Source organism: Pontibacter sp. GD7 (assembly GCF_058216375.1).
Genome location: NZ_JBYZMP010000010.1, coordinates 19,420 through 38,615, shown reverse-complemented (window position 1 = coordinate 38,615; position 19,196 = coordinate 19,420). Strand labels below are relative to the sequence as shown.

General features: G+C 47.4%; 13 protein-coding genes. 7 read left to right on the top strand and 6 right to left on the bottom strand.

Annotation, left to right across the window (positions count from 1 at the left end):
* Positions 1-795 precede the first annotated feature (795 nt).
* The 7 genes from uvrA (at position 796) to AC4BAP_RS14900 (ending at position 12,961) form a co-directional block, all read left to right on the top strand.
* Positions 796-3,603 (top strand): excinuclease ABC subunit UvrA, encoded by a 2,808-nt coding sequence (gene uvrA, locus AC4BAP_RS14930; RefSeq protein WP_490583468.1) that lies wholly within the window; start codon positions 796-798, stop codon positions 3,601-3,603.
* A 218-nt stretch (positions 3,604-3,821) separates the two neighbouring features.
* The gene (gene tpiA / locus AC4BAP_RS14925) at positions 3,822-4,583 is read left to right on the top strand and encodes a triose-phosphate isomerase (protein ID WP_490583467.1); all 762 of its coding nucleotides are present in this window, start codon (positions 3,822-3,824) and stop codon (positions 4,581-4,583) included.
* 92 nt (positions 4,584-4,675) lie between these two features.
* Positions 4,676-5,050 (top strand): 7(1) septoil knot domain-containing protein, encoded by a 375-nt coding sequence (locus AC4BAP_RS14920; protein WP_490583466.1) that lies wholly within the window; start codon positions 4,676-4,678, stop codon positions 5,048-5,050.
* 7 nt (positions 5,051-5,057) lie between these two features.
* Positions 5,058-5,888 carry a 50S ribosomal protein L11 methyltransferase gene (gene prmA / locus AC4BAP_RS14915; protein WP_490583465.1) on the top strand — a complete coding sequence of 277 codons (831 nt, stop codon included), beginning with the start codon at positions 5,058-5,060 and terminating at the stop codon, positions 5,886-5,888.
* A gap of 16 nt (positions 5,889-5,904) precedes the next feature.
* Positions 5,905-10,671 (top strand): hypothetical protein, encoded by a 4,767-nt coding sequence (locus tag AC4BAP_RS14910; protein ID WP_490583464.1) that lies wholly within the window; start codon positions 5,905-5,907, stop codon positions 10,669-10,671.
* A 164-nt stretch (positions 10,672-10,835) separates the two neighbouring features.
* Entirely contained in the window at positions 10,836-11,483 is a 648-nt protein-coding gene (plsY, locus tag AC4BAP_RS14905; protein WP_490583463.1) for a glycerol-3-phosphate 1-O-acyltransferase PlsY, read from the top strand.
* Between the two features lie 98 nt (positions 11,484-11,581).
* A complete protein-coding gene (locus tag AC4BAP_RS14900; protein WP_490583462.1) occupies positions 11,582-12,961 on the top strand; it encodes a dipeptidase in 1,380 nt (459 codons plus the stop codon).
* A gap of 61 nt (positions 12,962-13,022) precedes the next feature.
* On the opposite strand, the gene AC4BAP_RS14895 is transcribed toward AC4BAP_RS14900, so the two are convergent.
* From AC4BAP_RS14895 to AC4BAP_RS14870, 6 genes are all read right to left on the bottom strand, one after another.
* On the bottom strand, positions 13,023-13,667 hold the full coding sequence (locus AC4BAP_RS14895) for a porin family protein (protein ID WP_490583461.1): 645 nt from the start codon (positions 13,665-13,667) through the stop codon (positions 13,023-13,025).
* 131 nt (positions 13,668-13,798) lie between these two features.
* Positions 13,799-14,464 (bottom strand): porin family protein, encoded by a 666-nt coding sequence (locus AC4BAP_RS14890; protein WP_490583460.1) that lies wholly within the window; start codon positions 14,462-14,464, stop codon positions 13,799-13,801.
* A gap of 432 nt (positions 14,465-14,896) precedes the next feature.
* Positions 14,897-15,487 carry a porin family protein gene (locus tag AC4BAP_RS14885; protein WP_490583459.1) on the bottom strand — a complete coding sequence of 197 codons (591 nt, stop codon included), beginning with the start codon at positions 15,485-15,487 and terminating at the stop codon, positions 14,897-14,899.
* 225 nt (positions 15,488-15,712) lie between these two features.
* The gene (locus AC4BAP_RS14880) at positions 15,713-17,251 is read right to left on the bottom strand and encodes a YifB family Mg chelatase-like AAA ATPase (protein ID WP_490583458.1); all 1,539 of its coding nucleotides are present in this window, start codon (positions 17,249-17,251) and stop codon (positions 15,713-15,715) included.
* An 899-nt stretch (positions 17,252-18,150) separates the two neighbouring features.
* The gene (gene lpcA / locus AC4BAP_RS14875; RefSeq protein WP_490583457.1) at positions 18,151-18,726 is read right to left on the bottom strand and encodes a D-sedoheptulose 7-phosphate isomerase; all 576 of its coding nucleotides are present in this window, start codon (positions 18,724-18,726) and stop codon (positions 18,151-18,153) included.
* Positions 18,723-19,070 carry a hypothetical protein gene (locus tag AC4BAP_RS14870; protein ID WP_490583456.1) on the bottom strand — a complete coding sequence of 116 codons (348 nt, stop codon included), beginning with the start codon at positions 19,068-19,070 and terminating at the stop codon, positions 18,723-18,725. Before AC4BAP_RS14870 ends, lpcA begins: the two co-directional genes overlap by 4 nt.
* Positions 19,071-19,196: the final 126 nt, after the last annotated feature.

Here is a 19,196-nt window from a genome sequence, read left to right as displayed (position 1 = left end):
TCACAGATATCCTGGAAAAAAATTTCTACATCGTATAGTTTATTATTTCCGGAATTACCAGGGCTAGAAGCACTTGGTGTCACAGCAACGTAGCCAACAGCAAAACAGCCATCACTAGAGATATAATTACAATTCCTCTCTCCCTGGTTATTAGTTTGTGCCAACACTTCCAATGAAGTATAGCTGAAAAATAGTAATAGTATAGTAGTGTATAATAATTTAGTATAGGTCTTCATAGTTGTGTCTTTAATTTTATCAACTCGCATAGCATCAACTGCACACCCTCGGCGGGAGGGTAAAAACGGCGCATGTACTCAGTATTAGAGTAAGCTCTAAGTAAGATTGGAAGATCAGTGAATCGCTTGCTCACCAGGAAGGGTCAGTACCTGGTTAAACGATAGCGTGCTTGCAGAGATGAACTTAAAATATTATAAAAAAATATAAGCACAGCCCTGCAGCATCTATCTGTATGCAGCGGCTATCTGTTTATGTGTACGCAGTATGTTTAATACTGTTAATTTAAGTTCAGCCTTTTTAGCGAATGTAACATTATACCAATGCTATATATTGGTTTAATACAAAAAATAGGTTGAAGGGTAACATGGCTAAACCTTTTTTCCGTGGCAGCTGTTAAAAAAGATGCTTTAACCCCAGTGGTAAAAGAAAGCAGTTCCTTTTTTCTGACATTAGAAACACTTTAGAAATGAGGGCTGCTATTTGTAACTTTACACGATAATCTAAAGATAAAACCGGCTGGTGGCAGTTTATACTTGAGCCGCAAAAGCCTTGGCTACTATGGCAAATATTCCTGACTATAACCTCGACGAACTAGACGCACGACAAAACATTATTATTAAAGGTGCGCGTGTTCATAATCTTAAAAACCTGAGCGTGGCATTGCCGCGCAACAAATTTATTGTAGTAACAGGCCTCTCCGGTTCGGGTAAGTCTTCCCTGGCTTTTGACACGCTCTATGCCGAGGGCCAGCGCATGTACGTAGAAAGCCTGAGCTCTTACGCACGCCAGTTCCTGGGCCGTATGGATAAGCCGGATGTAGATTATATCAAAGGCATCAGCCCGGCCATTGCCATCGAGCAGAAAGTAAGTATAAAGAACAACCGCTCTACTGTTGGTACCAGCACCGAGATCTACGATTACCTGAAATTGCTTTATGCCCGCATTGGCAAAACCTATTCGCCGGTTTCCGGGGAGGTGGTGCAGAAAGATACTGTGGCGGATGTAGTAGATTTTATTTTCTCGCTGGAGGATGAGGCCCGTGTGATGATATTGGCTCCGCTGTACTTGCACAAGGACCGCACGCTGGCAAAAGAGCTGGATCTGCTGCTTCAGAAAGGCTACTCGCGTATCTACGCTGCCGGCCAGGTATACTTTATTGAAGAGCTGCTGGAGCAGAAAAAGCCTAACCTGGGCAAAGAAGTATACATTCTGGTTGACAGGGCAGTGATCTACAAATCAGATGAAGACCTGCAATTCAGGATTGCCGACTCGGTGCAGACCGCCTTTTTTGAAGGACATGGTGAATGCCGGGTATTATATGGCGATGGGCAGGAGCGCGTGTTCTCCGATAAGTTCGAATTGGATGGCATCGTGTTCGAGGAGCCATCTGTCAACTTCTTCAGCTTTAATAACCCATACGGTGCCTGCCAGACCTGCGAGGGTTTTGGTAGCGTGCTGGGCATCGACCCTGACCTGGTTATCCCAGACAAAAGCCTGACGGTTTACGAGGGCGCCATTGCGCCGTGGCGATCTGATAAAATGAACGAGTGGCTGCAGCCCTTACTTAAAAATGGCATCCGTTTCGATTTTCCGATTCACAGGCCGTACAATGAGCTTTCGGAGGCAGAGCAGGAGCTGCTTTGGACAGGCAATAAATACTTCGACGGCCTGAACGACTTCTTTAAACACGTACAGCAACAAACGCATAAGATCCAGTACCGTGTGCTATTGTCGCGTTACCGTGGCCGCACAACCTGCCCCGATTGCAAGGGCTCACGTTTGCGCAAAGACGCCAGTTATGTAAAGGTAAATGGCAAAAGTATAACCGACCTGGTGCTGATGCCGATCACACAGGCATTGACCTTTTTTGAAAACCTGGAGTTAACGGAGCACGAGCATAAAGTGTCTGAGCGTTTGGTTACAGAGGTTTCAAACCGTTTGGGTTACCTGGTGCGTGTTGGGCTTGGGTACCTTACGCTAAACCGTCTTTCCAACACCCTTTCCGGTGGCGAGAGCCAGCGTATTAGCCTGGCCACCTCGCTGGGTAGTGCCCTGGTGGGGTCTATGTACATTCTGGATGAGCCAAGTATAGGCCTGCACCCCAAAGACTCGGAGCAGTTGATTGGCGTGCTGCGCACGCTGCAACAACTGGGCAATACCGTAATTGTAGTAGAGCACGAAGAGGAGATGATGAAGGCGGCAGACCAACTAATCGATATCGGTCCGGAGGCTGGCTCTGGTGGAGGAAATCTCATGTTCCAGGGCTCTTTTGAGGAAATGACAAAGAGCGCCGACACTTATACGGCCAAGTACCTGTCCGGTAAAATGGAAGTGCCTGTGCCGCCGCAGCGCCGCAAATGGCGCAACGTGATTGAGATTATCGGTGCCCGGGAGAACAACCTGAAGAACCTGAGCGTGAAGATCCCGCTGAATGTGATGACGGTAGTGACAGGTGTGAGTGGTTCGGGAAAATCTACCCTGATCAAAAAGATTCTGGCTCCGGCCATGCAAAAACTACACGGCTCATCATCTGAGGCTACTGGTAAATTTGATAAGCTGGCTGGTGATTACTCTAAGATTGAGCATGTGGAGTTCGTAGATCAGAACCCGATCGGTAAATCGTCGCGTTCCAACCCGGTTACTTATGTAAAAGCTTATGATGCCATCCGTACCTTGTATGCTGACCAGCCATTAGCTAAGTCGCGTGGTTTCAAGCCATCGCATTTCTCGTTTAACATAGAGGGTGGCCGTTGCGAAGTATGCCAGGGCGAAGGCCAGGTAAAGATCGAGATGCAGTTTATGGCCGACATCTACCTGACCTGCGAAAGTTGCCATGGGCAACGCTTTAAGCAGGACGTGCTGGATGTAAAGTATAAAGACAGGAGCATTTCTGATGTACTGGACATGACCATTGCCGACAGCATCGAGTTTTTTGCCGACCAGCCAAAGATCGTTGAGAAGCTAAAGCCGCTGAATGACGTTGGTTTGGGCTATATCCGTTTGGGGCAGTCGAGCAATACGCTATCCGGTGGTGAGGCGCAGCGCGTTAAACTGGCTTCGTTCCTGACCAAAGGCGCACAGCCACATCAGGATAACATACTTTTCATTTTTGATGAACCTAGCACCGGCCTGCACTTCCACGACATCAGCAAGCTGCTCACATCCATCAATGCGCTTATCGAAAACGGCAACACTGTCGTGATCATCGAGCACAACATGGACATCATCAAATCTGCCGACTGGATCATAGACCTGGGTCCGGAAGGGGGCACCAATGGCGGACACTTGTTGTTTGAGGGTACGCCGGAAGATATGGCTAAGCTAGAGGACAACCAGACTGCCAGATTCCTGAAAGATAAGTTGTAGGAAGTATAAAGTATAAGTAAAAAGCCGCTGCAAAGTATAAATTGCAGCGGCTTTTTGTTTACCCCTCCCCAACCCTCCCCTAAAAACAGGGGAGGGAGACTGGTGTACAAAAATCTGAAAAACCCCCTCCTGTTTTTAGGAGGGGCAGGGGGAGGTAAACCTTATTTTACTAACTTGCCGTACCTGAAATCAAATAAAAATCAACACAAAGTATAAACATGAGAAAACGTATAGTTGCAGGAAACTGGAAAATGAACAAAACCTACGAGGAAGCGCTTTCGCTGGTGTCGGAGATAGACAACATGGTGAAGGACGAGGTAAACGGCGATGTGACCGTGATCGTGGCCCCTCCGTTTCCGTTTCTGCAAAGTGTGGGCAAACTAACCCAAGGCAACGACCTGATGCGCCTGGCAGCCCAGAACGTAAGCGAGCATGAAAGCGGAGCCTTTACCGGCGAAGTTTCGGCAAGTATGCTAAAGTCTGTGGGCACAGAGTACGTGATTATTGGCCATAGCGAGCGCCGCATGTACCACCACGAAGATGCCCAGATGCTGTACAAAAAGCTGAAAGCAGCCATTGCGCAGGGCATGAAACCCATCTTCTGTTGCGGCGAGCCTTTGGAAGAACGCGATGCTGATCGCCATTTTGAATACGTAGGCAAGCAGCTACACGACAGCCTTTCATACCTGAGCAACGAGGAATTTGACCAGGTGGTAGTAGCGTATGAGCCGATCTGGGCTATTGGCACAGGCCGCACGGCCAGCAGCCAGCAGGCACAGGAGATGCACGCTTATATTCGTGAGCAGCTTTCGCGCATGTTCGATGCGGAGGCGGCACACAACACAAGTATACTTTACGGCGGCAGCTGCAACCCCGGCAATGCCCAAGAGCTGTTCGCTCAGCCAGATGTTGATGGTGGTCTGATCGGTGGTGCTTCACTTAAATCACGCGACTTCACTGATATTATTAAATCTTTCTAAGAAAGAAAATAAAGCAATTTGGAAGGCTGCCAACGTAAATAGTTGGCAGCCTTTTTTGTAAGTCATAACTTTAAAATAAGTAACTTTGAAGTATGCAAATTCTGATCACATTCTGGTTGGCGCTGGCGCCTTTGCTTTTTACCCCTAAGGCTATTCCTGCAAAGGCTGAAGAAGCAACAGTTGCCCGTGATTACTGCAAGATTTATGGTGCAGTATACCTGGAGCGCGACCCAAAGTATAAAAACACAGCCACCTACACAGTTTACCTGAACGAGGAGGAGGCATTTGCCAACATGATCGTATACCGGGAGAACAATAAACTGTTTGCCGATGCTACCGCAATTTGGTATCTTACACCTAACAAAGCGTTTGCCGACCACATACTTTATGTAACCGACAACCGCAACTTTGCAGACTTTAGCGTGCACTTCACAAATGTACGCTCGTTTGCTGCTTGCCGCGAATAACACACATATGGATTTTATAGAAGTTACCCTTAAAGTAAACGCGGATTTCGCGGACATACTTACCGCCGAGCTGGGAGAGCTGGGTTTTGATGCTTTTGTGGAAACAGAAGATGGTTTTAGTGCTTACATAGACGAAGACAAGTTTTCGGAGGAGGCGCTGCAGGAGGTTTTAGCCCGCTACGCTGATTTTGTGCAGGTAGAATATGCCGTACAGAAAATAGAGCGCCAGAACTGGAACGAGGAATGGGAGAAGAATTTTGAGCCCCTGTTTATTGGCGGAGAAGTGTCTGTGAGAGCCTCGTTTCACGAGAAACCTGAAGCGGCAAAGTATGATATCGTGATCAACCCGAAAATGTCGTTTGGCACGGGGCACCACGAAACCACAACACTGATGATCGAAAACCAACTGACCTTAGACCACCAGGGCAAGCGCGTGCTGGATATGGGTTGTGGTACTGGCATCCTGGCGATCATGGCCGGTGAGTTAGGAGCATCCGAGATAGTGGCTGTAGAGATTGAAGACTGGACCGTAGAGAATGCCCGTGAAAACGCTGAACTGAATAATTACGGAAGTATAGATGTGCGTTTGGGCGGTGCCGAGACCATAGAAGGAGATAAACCTTACGATATTATACTAGCCAACATTAACAGAAACGTTCTATTAGAGGATATGCCTGCTTACAAAGCCGTATTGGCCCCACAGGGCTGGTTGCTTTTAAGCGGCTTTTACACCGCAGACCTCCCGATGATACAGGAACGGGCATCTGAACTAGGACTGGATTACATTTCGCACCGGGTTAAAAACAACTGGGTGTCGGCAATTTTTAAAGCAAGCTAACCTTAACCTTACTGCTATGAGGCATACACTTTTACCCTTATTTTTCTTTTTATCGATTGTGGTGGCGCAGGCCCAGTCCAGAGTTTCGGATAAGCCTGCAGAGTTTGTGGCGGATGTAAAAGCAATGTTAGTAACGGGTAAAGCGACGAATGCCGAAAAGCTTGGCGCTGATCTGGAGGCTGTCTGGAACGGCGGCACGCTTACCTCAAAGCAGCAAAAGGAGATTATCGATATTACCCAGGGTCTATACCGCAAGCGCATGCGTGTTAATCCGCACATGGAGAATTTCTTTACCATGGTTACAGCCGGAGTGAACAACCAGAACATGCGCGGAAAGCAGCTCGACGACATGCTGGACGTTACAGCCAAGGCCGTGCAAAACGAAGACGGTAAGCACCTGGAAACGTTTCTGCACGCTGCCAGTCTGTTTCTGAAAACCAACCGCATTTACCAGAATACTTACTACCGCCTGAACACCTCAGGTGGTAGTTTTAGCTTTGCTTATGAAGGAGCGAGTAAAAAATCTGATGAGAAGACAGAGGATGCCTGGGGAGTATCCTGGGATGATGAGGTAAATGATAAAGGCGAGGTTTTAGAAGATGATGGCTGGGGTACCGTAACTCCAACCCCTAAAAAGGAAGACAAGAAAAAAGCTGAGAAGAACCGTAAGGAAAGTATAAAACGACAGTTTATACCTGCACAGCCAAAAGTAAGCGGCCCGGTGCTGAAGTTTGAGAATGTAAACCTGACCTTTGTAACCCCTTGGGACTCTACAGGCATCAAGAAGACCAATGGTGAGCTAATGCTTGCCAGCAATATGTTTGTAGGGGAAGGCGGCTCTTTTGACTGGACAGCGGATGGCGCGCCTGCCTCAGCCGAGATCAGAAAGTATAGTTTTAATACCACATTTGCAGGTTTTAAGGCTCCCGATGTTACTGTTTCATACCCATCGGTGTTGGCGGCACCTGTGGAGGGGGCTATGGAATGGATAAGCGGTAAGCGTAAAACAAGCGAGTATCCTTATCCAAAGTTCTCCTCGTTTACCAACGATGCCAAACTGAAAACGCTGGGCGATAATATTGTGTATACCGGTGGTTTCTCAATGCAAGGGAACCAGCTTGGAAGCAAACCCCTGGATAACAGCCTTTCTGAAATAGTAGTGTCGCATAGCGGCGAGCGCAAGTTCCGCTCTATGGCCCGCAACTATATCATCAGCGATTCCCTGATTATGGCAAACCGGGCCTCGGTGGCTATTTATCAGCAGAAAGACTCGCTTACGCACCCCGCCATGCAACTGCGTTTCTCCAAGCCAAAGCAAACGCTGACACTTACTAAAGACAAGGGACCATACGCGCGTACACCTTTCTACGACACGTTTCATAAGCTGGAGATAATGGCGGAAAGGCTGCACTGGAACCTTGCTTCGCAGGACATTGACTTTTCCATTATCAATTCTAAATCTCTGGTGCCTGTACAGATAGAGTCTTCTAATTACTACTCGAATAACCGCTACCAGCAATTGGTGGGAGTGGCGCCTTTCCATCCGTTGCAGATGCTGGTTGGCTATGCGGCGAAGGCAAAAAGCAATAATTTTTATGTGCCCGAGGTAGCACGCGCCACTAAATTATCCGAGAAATCGATACAGGAGGCAGCCCTGGCCATGCAGCATGCTGGCTATATCAACTACGATCCGGCTTCAGGGTATATCGAGATCAAAGAGAAAGCTTTGCATTATGTGCGTTCATCGCGCAACCTGAACGATTACGATCACCTTATCATAAAATCATTGGTGCCGTCTGGCAGAAATGCCACCCTGAACCTTTCCGATAACAGGCTGACAGTTCGCGGGGTTGAAAAGATCACTTTTAACAACGATACGGCCAGTGTGTACATCCACCCAACCAAAAATGAGGTGCACATACTTAAAAACCGCGACATAGAATTTGATGGACAAGTGTTTGCCAGCAGCCTTGCCTTTAAAGGCTCCAAATTCAAGTTTAACTACGATGAGTTTTCCATAGACCTTACCAAACTGGACACGGTAGCGCTGATGTCGAGGAAACGCAGGGCGCAGGGCGGCGAAGTAACCGACCAGGTGCTGACAGGAAAAAATGGCGCTATCTCGGGTAAGCTGTATATCAACAAGCCCAACAACAAATCAGGTAAAGACTACTATGCCGATTATCCGAAGTTTGATGCACCGGTGGGTGCGCAGGTAGCTTTCGCCAGACCAGATGTGGCTGGTGGTGCTTACGACAGCACGGTATACTTCGACATGCCACCTTTTAAACTGGATAGCCTGGCCTCTGGTAAAACTGTTATCGGTTTCGATGGCACCTTTAACTCTGGTGGCATCTTCCCGCCGATCAAAACCAAGCTGATCATGATGCCTGATGAAACACTGGGCTTCTATTACCAGCCAGGGGCCAAAGGCCTGGCGGCATTTGGGGGCAAAGGTATGGCTTACGACACCATTATGATGAGTTCCAGCGGTATCCAGAGCAAAGGCAAGTTAACCTACCTTACAGCAACCCTGCATGCCCCAATCTATACTTACTATAAAAACGCAGTAGTTACCAAAGAAGGAAAAACCGCTGTAATAGCAGAAGGCACGCTGGGGGGTACCCAGTTCCCGATAGCCAAAGTATCCAATTTTCATATGAACTGGCTGCCGCAGGCCGACACCATGTACATCCAGACGCAGAAAGAGCCGATGAAGGTATATAAAGAAGATTTTGCCTTTAAAGGTGTGGCCAAGCTTTCGCCGGGTGGCTTGTATGGGGCTGGCGTGGTGGATAACCCTGTGGCCAACGTAACCTCTGCCGAACTGCACTTTAAGCAGCGCAACCTGAGTGGTAACCATGCCACCATGATCGCAAAATCAGACGTTGCCGGCCGTCCGGCCATCAAGGCGCAGGACATGGCATTTGAGTATGACCTGGTAAAAGGCATCGTAGATTTTGAAAGTGAGGTAAAAGGTGCCGCAAGTATAGAATTCCCGAAGGCGCAGTATAAAACATCCATGAGTAGTGCCCGCTGGGATATGAACAAGCAGCGTGTAAGCCTTAAAGCCGACGAGAGCGGCAACAAGAACTGGTTCTATTCGCAGCATCCGCAGCAGGAGGGTCTGCGTTTTGCGGCTGCCAGCGGCGAGTACGACCTGAAAGCGAATACCATACTTGCAGGCGGCGTGCCTTACATTACCGTAGGCGACTCGTATGTGCTGCCAGACAGCGGCAAGGTGGCTGTGGCCGCCGACGCAACCATTAAAACATTGCGTAATTCCCGCATCACAGCCGATACGTTACAGCAGTTCCATAAGCTATATGCAGGCAATATAGATGTACTTTCCAGGAAAGCCTTTAAGGGCACAGCGGTACACGATTACCTGAATGCTGCCTCCGACTCGTTTAAGCTGACCTTTACCAATTATGTGTATGGCAACCCACGCGAGAAAAAGAAACCGATCTATACTTTCGCAGAGGCCAACGTGGACGAGAAGAGCCAGTTCTACATCTTCCCGAGAATTCTGTACCGCGGCAAGATTGTGATGCATGCGCCTAAAGAGCACCTTGACTTTGACGGTGACCTGAAGCTAAACTTCACTGGTAACCCCGCCGACTCCGACTGGTTCTCCTACAAGAAAGACTCGCTTAACCCGGCCAATGTGCGTATCCCGATAACAAAGCCAAAAGCATCAGACGGGACTCCGCTACACACGGGCTTGCACATTTCGAGAGGCAGTGCGAAGCTATACAACACGTTCGTGTCTAAGAAGCAGGATGCCGAGGACCTGGACCTGTTTACCGTAGACGGCTTGCTGTCTTATAACAAAGAGCGCACAGAGTTTAAAATGGGCAGAGAAGGCCGCGCTTACCAGGGTTCTTACGAGGGTAACATGCTGCTTTACAATGAGGCTTCCAATACCGTTCGGTTTGAGGGTAAAATGAACCTGGTGAAGCCAATGAAGAACTTCAATATTGAGACCTCGGGTAGTGGAGATGCCAACGTGGACAGCAGCCGTTACAAGCTGGATGCTTTCATGGCCTTCGATCTTTCAGCTCATCAGAACATACTTAATGCCATGGCCTCCTCTTTAAAAGACAATGTAGGCGGAGCAGGCGAGGCGATGGATAAAAGCGACGCCACCCTGTATAAATTGGCAGAGTTCATCGGCGATAAATCAGCGCGACAGTATGGGGCAACCATGGAATACGTGCCACTGCCTAAGCTATCTAATAAACTGGTGCGCAGCCTTGTGATTAACAAAGCCGACCTGCGCTGGTCTAACGAGCTGAAGGCCTGGTACAGCGTAGGCAAGATAAGCGTGGCCAGCATGCTGAAAGAAGACATCAACGCGCAACTGAACGGCTACCTTGAGATCAGGCAAGACATGAACGGTGAACCTGCCATGAATTTATACTTGCAGGCCAGCCCTTATGCCTGGTACTACATCAGCTTCCTGGAAAACTCACTTACCATTGCCTCTTCCGATGAGAAACTGAACAAGCAGGTGCGCTCTAAATCCAAAGGCAGCCGCGGCTCTACCTCAAGCTATGGTGTTTACGAAGGCAGCGACATCGATAAGAATACATTCCTGGAGCATTTCCGCAAAAACTACCTGAATGGCGAGGACGGCTTTAAAATTGCCACTGGCCAGCCAGTTAATGAGCCGGTTAACAGTGTAAACTTTGCCGAAGAAGAGGACAATGGGAAAGACAAAAAGAAGAAGCGCAAAAAAGGAAAAAACGACCCGTTTGAAGAGGGAGGAGACAACAGATAACCAGTAACCTTTTACACCCCGTATATAACTGTAAAACCTATTTTTGGCGTTTAAATTTAGTTTTAACTATATTTGAGCCGGTGTCTGCTGCTGTTAACGTATGAACTTATTGTACAGTATTAATAGTTACAGGGACACCTTAAGGGGATAAAGATTAGATTTACATGAATTTTTTGTTGATAGCGGGTTTAGCCGTATTGGCTTATCTTATTGGTTCTATTTGTACTGCTGTATGGTTGGGTAAAGCATATTATGGCATTGATATCCGCAAGCATGGTAGCGGTAACTCTGGTGCCACCAACACGTTCAGGGTACTTGGCAAGAAACCCGGCACTATTGTAATGCTGATCGATATTTTTAAGGGATGGGCCGCAACCTCACTGGCTGGCCTGTTGGTTATCTTTGAGGCCATTCCGGCGTCTAACCTGGTTATCTTTCAGCTTATATTTGGCGCGTTGGCCGTTGTAGGCCATATTTTCCCGGTTTATGAACGCTTTAAAGGCGGTAAAGGAGTAGCCACTTTGCTGGGTATGATGCTGGCCGTGCAGCCGGAAGTAGCTTTAGTGTGCATGGTCATCTTTGTGATCGTGCTGTTTACGTCGCGGTACGTTTCGCTGGGCTCTATGATCGCGGCGCTTGCTTTCCCGATGCTGCTTTTACTGCACCCGCGCTTCCACCCGGATAACCCTATACTTATCGTATTTGGGTTCGTGCTTTTTGCTGTGGTTGTTTTAACGCACCGCAAAAACATCAACCGCCTGATAGCCGGCGAGGAGAGTAAGGCCAACATTGGCATCGGCCGCAAAAAATAAGAGCGAAATAAACGACAATGTGCTTAAAAGCCATCCTTACGTGTAAGGGTGGCTTTTTTTTGTAACTTTAACTCAAATTAAAAACGTAACCACTAGCTATGGTAAACCAATATATAAACGAAAACAAAGACCGTTTTGTAAACGAGTTGCTGGACATGCTGCGCATACCTTCTGTAAGCGCCGACCCAAAGTTTAAGCAGGATGTAATGCGTACTGCAGAGTTTATAAAGCAGCGCCTGATCGAGGCTGGTGCAGATAATGTGGAATTGGTAGAGACTGCGGGCAACCCGGTTGTTTACGGTGAAAAGATAGTTGACCCAAACCTTCCAACTGTGATCGTGTACGGCCATTACGATGTACAGCCTGCCGATCCGTATGAACTTTGGAACTCGCCTCCTTTTGAGCCGGTAATAAAAGACGGGAAGATTTATGCGCGTGGCGCCTGCGACGATAAAGGGCAGATGTACATGCACGTGAAGGCCTTCGAAACCATGATGCAGACAGGTACATTGGCCTGCAACATTAAATTTATGATCGAAGGTGAAGAAGAAGTGGGCTCTGTGAACCTGGCCACTTTTGTGAAAGAAAACAAAGACAGGCTGAAAGGGGATGTGATCCTGATATCTGATACAGGCATGCTGGGCAACGACACACCGTCTATTACAGCAGGCCTGCGTGGTTTGAGTTACGTAGAGGTAGAGGTAACAGGCCCTAACCGTGACCTGCACTCTGGGTTGTATGGTGGCGCGGTGGCAAACCCGATAAATATACTTTGCCAGATGATCGCCTCGCTGCACGATGAGAACAACCACATAACTATACCTGGCTTCTATGACAACGTGCAGGAGCTAAGCCAGGAAGAGCGCGCTGAAATGGCCCGTGCTCCGTTTGATCTGGAGAAGTATAAAAAGGCCCTTGACCTGAGCGATGTGCACGGCGAAGCAGGCTACGCAACTATGGAGCGCAACTCCATTCGCCCAACCCTGGATGTAAATGGTATATGGGGCGGCTACACCGGCGAGGGTGCTAAAACGGTAATACCTTCCAAGGCGTTTGCCAAGATCTCGATGCGCCTGGTGCCAAACCAGACATCAGATGAGATTACCGAAAAGTTTAAAAAGCATTTTGAAAGTATAGCCCCGAAAAGCGTAAAGGTAGAAGTTAAGCCTCACCATGGTGGCGAGCCGGTTGTTACGCCAACAGACTCTGTGGCATACCAGGCGGCAGCCAGAGCCTACGAGGACACCTTTGGCGTGAAGCCGATACCTGTGCGCAGCGGTGGCTCTATTCCGATTGTGGCCATGTTTAAGTCTGAGTTGGGTCTTGATTCGGTGCTGATGGGTTTTGGCCTCGATTCTGATGCGATACACTCACCAAACGAGCACTACGGCATCTTTAACTACATGAAAGGCATCGAAACCATACCTCGCTTTTACCAGCATTTTGCAGCGATGCAGAAAGAGCAGGTAGCTGTTTAATGCTTGTGATTCGATTATAAAAATAGAGCCCGCTACAAACAGCGGGCTTTTTCTTTTTATTTTAAGGAAGCCGCGGCGAGACCAGGTAACCAACGCATAAGGTAAAGGCCAGGTTCTTTTGGTCCAGCAGTTTGGAGTGTGAGCGCAGGCCACCCGTATTGTGCAAGCTCATAAACAGGCCATTGTCAAGCTGTATGCCGAACCCTATCTTATAGCCATAATCCCAGCGCCTCAGGTCATTTATATTTATGCCATACTCACCAAGAATAACAGGGTCTGTTTCGTCTATACTTTCCCTGTCTATGATGTTTACCTTGGTAGTTTCGGAGAAGAGGTAGCCAGCATAAGGACCAGCCTCAGCAAACAAGCCACCTTTCTGGATCTTAAGCATCAGTGGCAGTGTAATGTAATGCAGGCGTTGGTCATCGATTAAGACCTCGTTAGGATTTATCGGAAAACCATCGTAGGTAAAGCCTTTCTGCTCGTAGAGTAGCTCTGCCTGCAATGCCAGCTTAGATACAAACTCGTAACTGCCGATAAGTCCCAGATGGAAACCCGGCAAAGAGTTGATCACATTCGAATTCCCATCATCACCATACACCCTGGTAAACCCGATGCCGGCTTTGGCGCCATATCGTACAAACTGGGCATTGGCAAAATATGACGTAGAAAGTATAAACAGGAGTAGTAAAAGTGTCTTTTTCATAGTGTTAGGTATATAAGTACGGCATTATGTTTTACTAAGCAGACTATAAATTTGTTGGCAAAGCAGTGGTAAAATAAAAATGCCGGCCCCGCAGTGTGCAGAGCCGGCATCTTAAATAAGGTTATACTATGTTATCGTGATGATGGGATTGTAAGGCCAACTGTTACCATTATTGTTGAGTGGCGCGCGTTAGCTAAATCGCCATCAAAATAGTCAGCTGGGGCATCCTTGGCAAAATCTGTAAAGCTGCCATTATAGCGTACGCCAAAGCTAATACCGTTTCTGGAAGCCAGGCCGATACCTGCGGCATATCCAACTTCTAAGTCTGTAATGCCTTCTTTGCTTCTTTCGTCGCGGGTAGAAGACTGCAGGTTACCATTGATGTAAGTTTTGGTTTCGTTGTTTACGCTAAGTAAATAACTCGCCTGCGGACCTGCCTCAAAGTATAAAGGACCGGCTTTTATTTTAGCAAGTATAGGCAAATCAAGGTAGTTGTAGTTTACCTTTCCTTCTCTTCTTCCCTTCTGTAGTGTCAGCGTAGTGTATTCCACATCACTGTTCTTGAAACCCTTAACAGAGTATAGCAACTCTGGCTGTATCGAGAAAAAGTCATCCACGATGCCAAAGTTAAGTATGGCGCCGGCATGGAAACCGACTTTGTTCTCAAACCTGTCTTCGTTGCGTAAGTCGCCGGAAAGGTTGGAAATATTAGCACCGCCTCTTACCCCAAACGACTGCGCCTGGGCAAACGAAACGCCAGATAATACAAATACGAGTGCAATTATTAACTTCTTCATAATCATAAAATGTTTAATTCACTGTGTTAAACGAGCATTATACGGTTAATAGGATACTTTAAGGTTAAAAAATTAGTACAAAAATTTAAGTCTTAGCTGTAAGCCGTTGAGCCTTAATAATTAAAGGCATAATTAAGCTGTACTTCTTACTGTTGCATGCATTTGGCCTAAAGCAACAAACAGGCCAAAAATATAGTCTTGTTCTATATAGATTAATTTAATGGTTATTGATCATGTGTTAGCAGCTGACTACCAGTATACTAACTGTTGCCTTTTGACAAAGGTAATTCCCGAAAATGAAGGTTTGATGAATTTAGGTTAGGTGTGGATTTTTGTTGGCTGCAGTATTAAATGGCTGTAAATAAATAAACCCTGTGGGTACAGGGCTTATCTATTCCATAGTTTATATTTTATACTAAAGACAATCCGGGATTATCTGCCAGAAAACATATAGGCAAGGGTTAACATGAACACGTTATTCCTTGCATCTGAAACGCTTTCGTTATCATAAAGTTTTGAAATATCGCCGGAATAACGAACTCCGATATTTAAGCCAAGTGTAGTGGCCGTTAAGCCAACTCCGGCAGCATACCCAAAGCTGGTGCGTTTAAACTGGTCAAGGTCATCGTCTATGTTCACGCTGTTAGACTCTATATCGCCGCCAACCCTGAACGATACCTGCGGACCACCCTCAAAGTATAAAGGTCCGGCATTTACACGACCTAGCACAGGCACTTCCAGGTAGCTGATTTTATACTTTAAGGAGTTGTCGTCAGACTCCGCACCTTTTTTAGTAAATAAAAGCTCTGGCTGTATGGCAAAGAAATTGTCTGTGGTCAGGTAAAACTGCGAGGTCAGGCCAGCATGAAAGCTGAACATCCTGTCCAGGTTGTCTGCGTTATCTCCTGAGAATCCGGAATAGTTTGCCCCTGCTCTGATACCAAGGCTTGGGCTTTGCATTTGTGCCTGCGCGGTAACCGTGGTTAAAACCGCCAGCAAAAGTATAACTAGGTTCTTTTTCATCTTCTTACATTATAAGTATAGGTTCAAATAATAGAAAGCATGTTAAAGCCATGTTTCTATTTCTGCATCCTAATACGAGGGATTCTGTAAAAAGTGAAATAAGTGTGCAAGTTTTTAAGGGCCTGCAATGTTTCCGAATGTGTATGCAGCGCAATATTTAGTATAAAAAAAAAGCGACCTGAATGGCCGCTTTAGAGGTTTATAAGCTTATGTAACAAGTATTTACTAACCTGCCCAACCTTCACGGTCAAGGCTGCGGTACTGAATGGCTTCTGCTAAGTGTTCAATTTTTATTTCGGGGCTATTTGCCAGGTCAGCGATGGTTCGGCTTACTTTTAGTATGCGGTCATAGGCGCGGGCGGAGAGGCCCAGGCGTTCCATAGCTGTCTTCAATAGTGCGCGTCCGGCATCATTGATCTGGCACACTTCCTTAACCATTTGCGAGGGCATCATGGCATTAGAGTGAATCTGCGGCATCTCTTTAAATCTGTTTGTTTGCAGTTCCCGCGCCTGCACCACCCGTTCCCTTACCAGGGAGCTCTCTTCCGCCTTGCGTGTGGCTGTCATTTCATCGAACGTAACAGGCGTAACCTCCACGTGCAGGTCGATGCGGTCCAGCAACGGGCCACTTACTTTGTTTAGGTAACGCTGCACCACGCCAGGACCGCACACGCACTCTTTCTCCGGATGATTGTAGTAACCGCACGGACAAGGATTCATACTTGCTATCAGCATAAAATTGGCGGGGAAGTCCAGCGTGGTTTTTGCCCTGGAGATAGTAACCCTGCGTTCCTCCAAAGGCTGACGCATTACTTCCAGCACAGTACGCTTAAACTCTGGCAGTTCATCCAGAAACAGCACACCGTTATGTGAGAGCGAAATCTCGCCGGGTTGCGGAATACCACCGCCACCTACAAGTGCTACATCCGAAATAGTATGATGTGGTGCCCGGAACGGACGTGTTGTAAGCAGCGACGCGGCTTCGCCAAGTTTACCAGCCACCGAATGTATCTTAGTTGTTTCGAGGGCCTCGTGCATAGACAAAGGAGGCAGCACCGAAGGCAGACGCTTGGCCAGCATAGTTTTACCAGCACCCGGAGGGCCGATCATGATCACATTGTGACCACCGGCTGCTGCAATCTCCAGGGCGCGTTTTATATTCTCCTGCCCTTGTACATCGGCAAAATCTGCGGCATACTGGTCAACACTCCCCTGGAAAACCTCACGGGTATCAATCACCAAAGGCTGTATTTCTCTCTGGTCATCCAAAAACTCGATTGCCTCCAGAATATTGGCCACACCGATCACATCTAAATTATTAACGATAGCCGCTTCGGTAGCATTTTGTGCCGGAAGTATAATTCCTTTAAATCCTTCTTTTCGGGCTTGTATGGCAATCGGGAGTACACCTTTTATGGGTCTCAGGGAGCCATCCAAAGACAGCTCTCCCATGATCATGTACTGCGAAACTTTGTCTGATTTGATCTGACCGGAGGCGGCTAGCAGTCCCATGGCGATAGGCAGGTCATAAGCCGCACCTTCTTTCCGGATATCAGCCGGAGCCATGTTGATCACTACTTTCTGGCGTGGCATTCTATAGCGATACTGCTTCAGTGCCGACTCCACGCGAAGCTCACCTTCTTTTACTGCATTGTCTGGCAGGCCTACCAACGTATACTTTGTGCCCGCGCTTACATTTACTTCGATGGTGATGGTGTAGGCGTTCACGCCCTGAACGGCACTTCCGTATGTTTTGATCAACATGGTTTTAAGTTTGTATAATTATTTTGATGCGGAACACCTTGTACAAATATTTAATTCCAGTAGTTGTGCAAAAGTAGGGAGTTTAAAATAATGTGGAGTTTTAATGGAGAAAATGAAGTGATAAGACAGGTGCTTTATATAAAGGTTATTCTTACTAATTGCCGTTATTCCTCAGTCTTATCTACCAATTGTTTCCCTTCTGTTTTGGTGCCCTCAAGGCGGGGGTAGGGGCCCTCTTTAAGCGTGGCCTCGCCTTTTGGCATCGCGCTGTCTATTGAAGCTGCTCCGGGGGAAGGGGCCCTCTTTTAGCTCCGCTACGGGCTGCCTCGCTTCGCTCAGCACCGCAACAATAGAAGGCGCTCTTTATCGAGGGCCCCTTCCCCCACCCAAAGTCTGGGATGGGCACTTCTTTGTAGGCGGCTGATGCAGCTGGAGAGTATGTCTGAATTGCTTGTAACAGAAGTTCCCCTCCTGTTTTTAGGAGGGGCTAGGGGAGGTAATTCCCCTCTTGCAGACTAGCCAAAACGAGAGTTTTGAGCTAGCGAGCGTAGCTCTCAGGGGTGTGTTTACATCTTTGTAGGGACATGCCGCGAACGACTGCGCCTATGAAAATTCTATACTTTTGAATCGAGTCTACGAGCCTGAATCAAGTCCGGGATCTGTGACTTGTGTCGAGCTATAGCTGGGCCTCCGGCCCAATTGGATCGCAGATCCAATAGTATACCAAATCACGGATCACAGATCCGCGCCAGCAAACTTTAGATTGAAACAATCTAATTAGATTGAAACAATCTTAATTGTGAGCAATAATTCTTTCAGGGCAAACCCAGAGCTGTAAAAAAAAGAGGCCACAACAAAACTGCTGCGGCCTTTACGTATCATATATCTGCAAGTATAAATTACACCAGCTTCTGCTCCAGCAAAAGTATAAGTATGTGTATCACCTTAATATGGATCTCCTGCACACGATCAGCGAATCCGAAATGAGGGACGCGTATCTCCACGTCACAAAGCGGGGCCAGTTTGCCACCGTCCTTACCAGTCAGGCCTACTACCTTCATGCCCTTTGCTTTTGCGGTTTCTGCAGCTTTCAGCACATTACCCGAGTTGCCGCTCGTGCTGATAGCCAACAGCACGTCGCCATCGTTGCCCAATGCCTCCAGGTAACGGGAGAACACATGGTCGTAGCCATAGTCGTTGCCAACACAGCTCATGTGGCTTGCATCCGAGATGGAGATGGCTGGAATAGCTTTGCGGTTCTCGCGGTAGCGGCCTGTCAGTTCTTCTGCAAAGTGCATGGCATCGCACATAGAGCCACCGTTTCCGCAGCTTAGAATTTTACCCCCATTTTGTATCGAAGCAGCCATGGTGTCGGCGGCCAGCTCAATGGCGGCAATGTTTTTAGAGTCTGATAAAAATGCGCTAAGCACTTCCTGTGCCTGCGTTAGTTCTGCCAATATGGTTTTAGCGGTCATGCTTGTTTTAAATATTCTACTTCGGTGGCCAGAGCGCTGGCTTTATAGCTGTTGCTCCTGAATGCCTGGCGCTTCTCATAAAGATCTGCCTTAAGCCTGTTGATCTTTAACTGGGCCATGTGCCGGTCATGCTTGATGTCAGCAATGTACAGCCTTGTTATTAGTAATCTGGCCAGCATTAGTACTCCTCCAATAGCTACCAGAACCTTGTACATGGTCAAAGCCTGATCTTCGGTTTGGACATTAAACACTGCCTCTACATTAAGGGCTGAGGTAAGTACCAGTACTGTGAAAATTACATAAGCAATTACAAGAAACCCCAGAAACGCTTTAAATGCTCTCATGTTAAAGTAGAATTTTTAGTACAACAACATGTTTAGTTAAAGCTACAAATAAAATATGGTTTTTCTGTAACTGATGCCCTTAATTCATTGATATGCGCACCTTTGCTTTGTAAATAATGCTATTTA

Bases quoted from the DNA above. Each gene is read 5' to 3' on its own strand.
- AC4BAP_RS14885 (WP_490583459.1), bottom strand. From the start codon at position 15,487: ATGAAAAAGAACCTAGTTATACTTTTGCTGGCGGTTTTAACCACGGTT.
- AC4BAP_RS14870 (WP_490583456.1), bottom strand. From the start codon at position 19,070: ATGAGAGCATTTAAAGCGTTTCTGGGGTTTCTTGTAATTGCTTATGTA.
- tpiA (WP_490583467.1), top strand. From the start codon at position 3,822: ATGAGAAAACGTATAGTTGCAGGAAACTGGAAAATGAACAAAACCTAC.
- uvrA (WP_490583468.1), top strand. From the start codon at position 796: ATGGCAAATATTCCTGACTATAACCTCGACGAACTAGACGCACGACAA.
- AC4BAP_RS14910 (WP_490583464.1), top strand. From the start codon at position 5,905: ATGAGGCATACACTTTTACCCTTATTTTTCTTTTTATCGATTGTGGTG.
- AC4BAP_RS14880 (WP_490583458.1), bottom strand. From the start codon at position 17,251: ATGTTGATCAAAACATACGGAAGTGCCGTTCAGGGCGTGAACGCCTAC.
- prmA (WP_490583465.1), top strand. From the start codon at position 5,058: ATGGATTTTATAGAAGTTACCCTTAAAGTAAACGCGGATTTCGCGGAC.
- lpcA (WP_490583457.1), bottom strand. From the start codon at position 18,726: ATGACCGCTAAAACCATATTGGCAGAACTAACGCAGGCACAGGAAGTG.
- AC4BAP_RS14900 (WP_490583462.1), top strand. From the start codon at position 11,582: ATGGTAAACCAATATATAAACGAAAACAAAGACCGTTTTGTAAACGAG.
- plsY (WP_490583463.1), top strand. From the start codon at position 10,836: ATGAATTTTTTGTTGATAGCGGGTTTAGCCGTATTGGCTTATCTTATT.
- AC4BAP_RS14890 (WP_490583460.1), bottom strand. From the start codon at position 14,464: ATGAAGAAGTTAATAATTGCACTCGTATTTGTATTATCTGGCGTTTCG.
- AC4BAP_RS14920 (WP_490583466.1), top strand. From the start codon at position 4,676: ATGCAAATTCTGATCACATTCTGGTTGGCGCTGGCGCCTTTGCTTTTT.
- AC4BAP_RS14895 (WP_490583461.1), bottom strand. From the start codon at position 13,667: ATGAAAAAGACACTTTTACTACTCCTGTTTATACTTTCTACGTCATAT.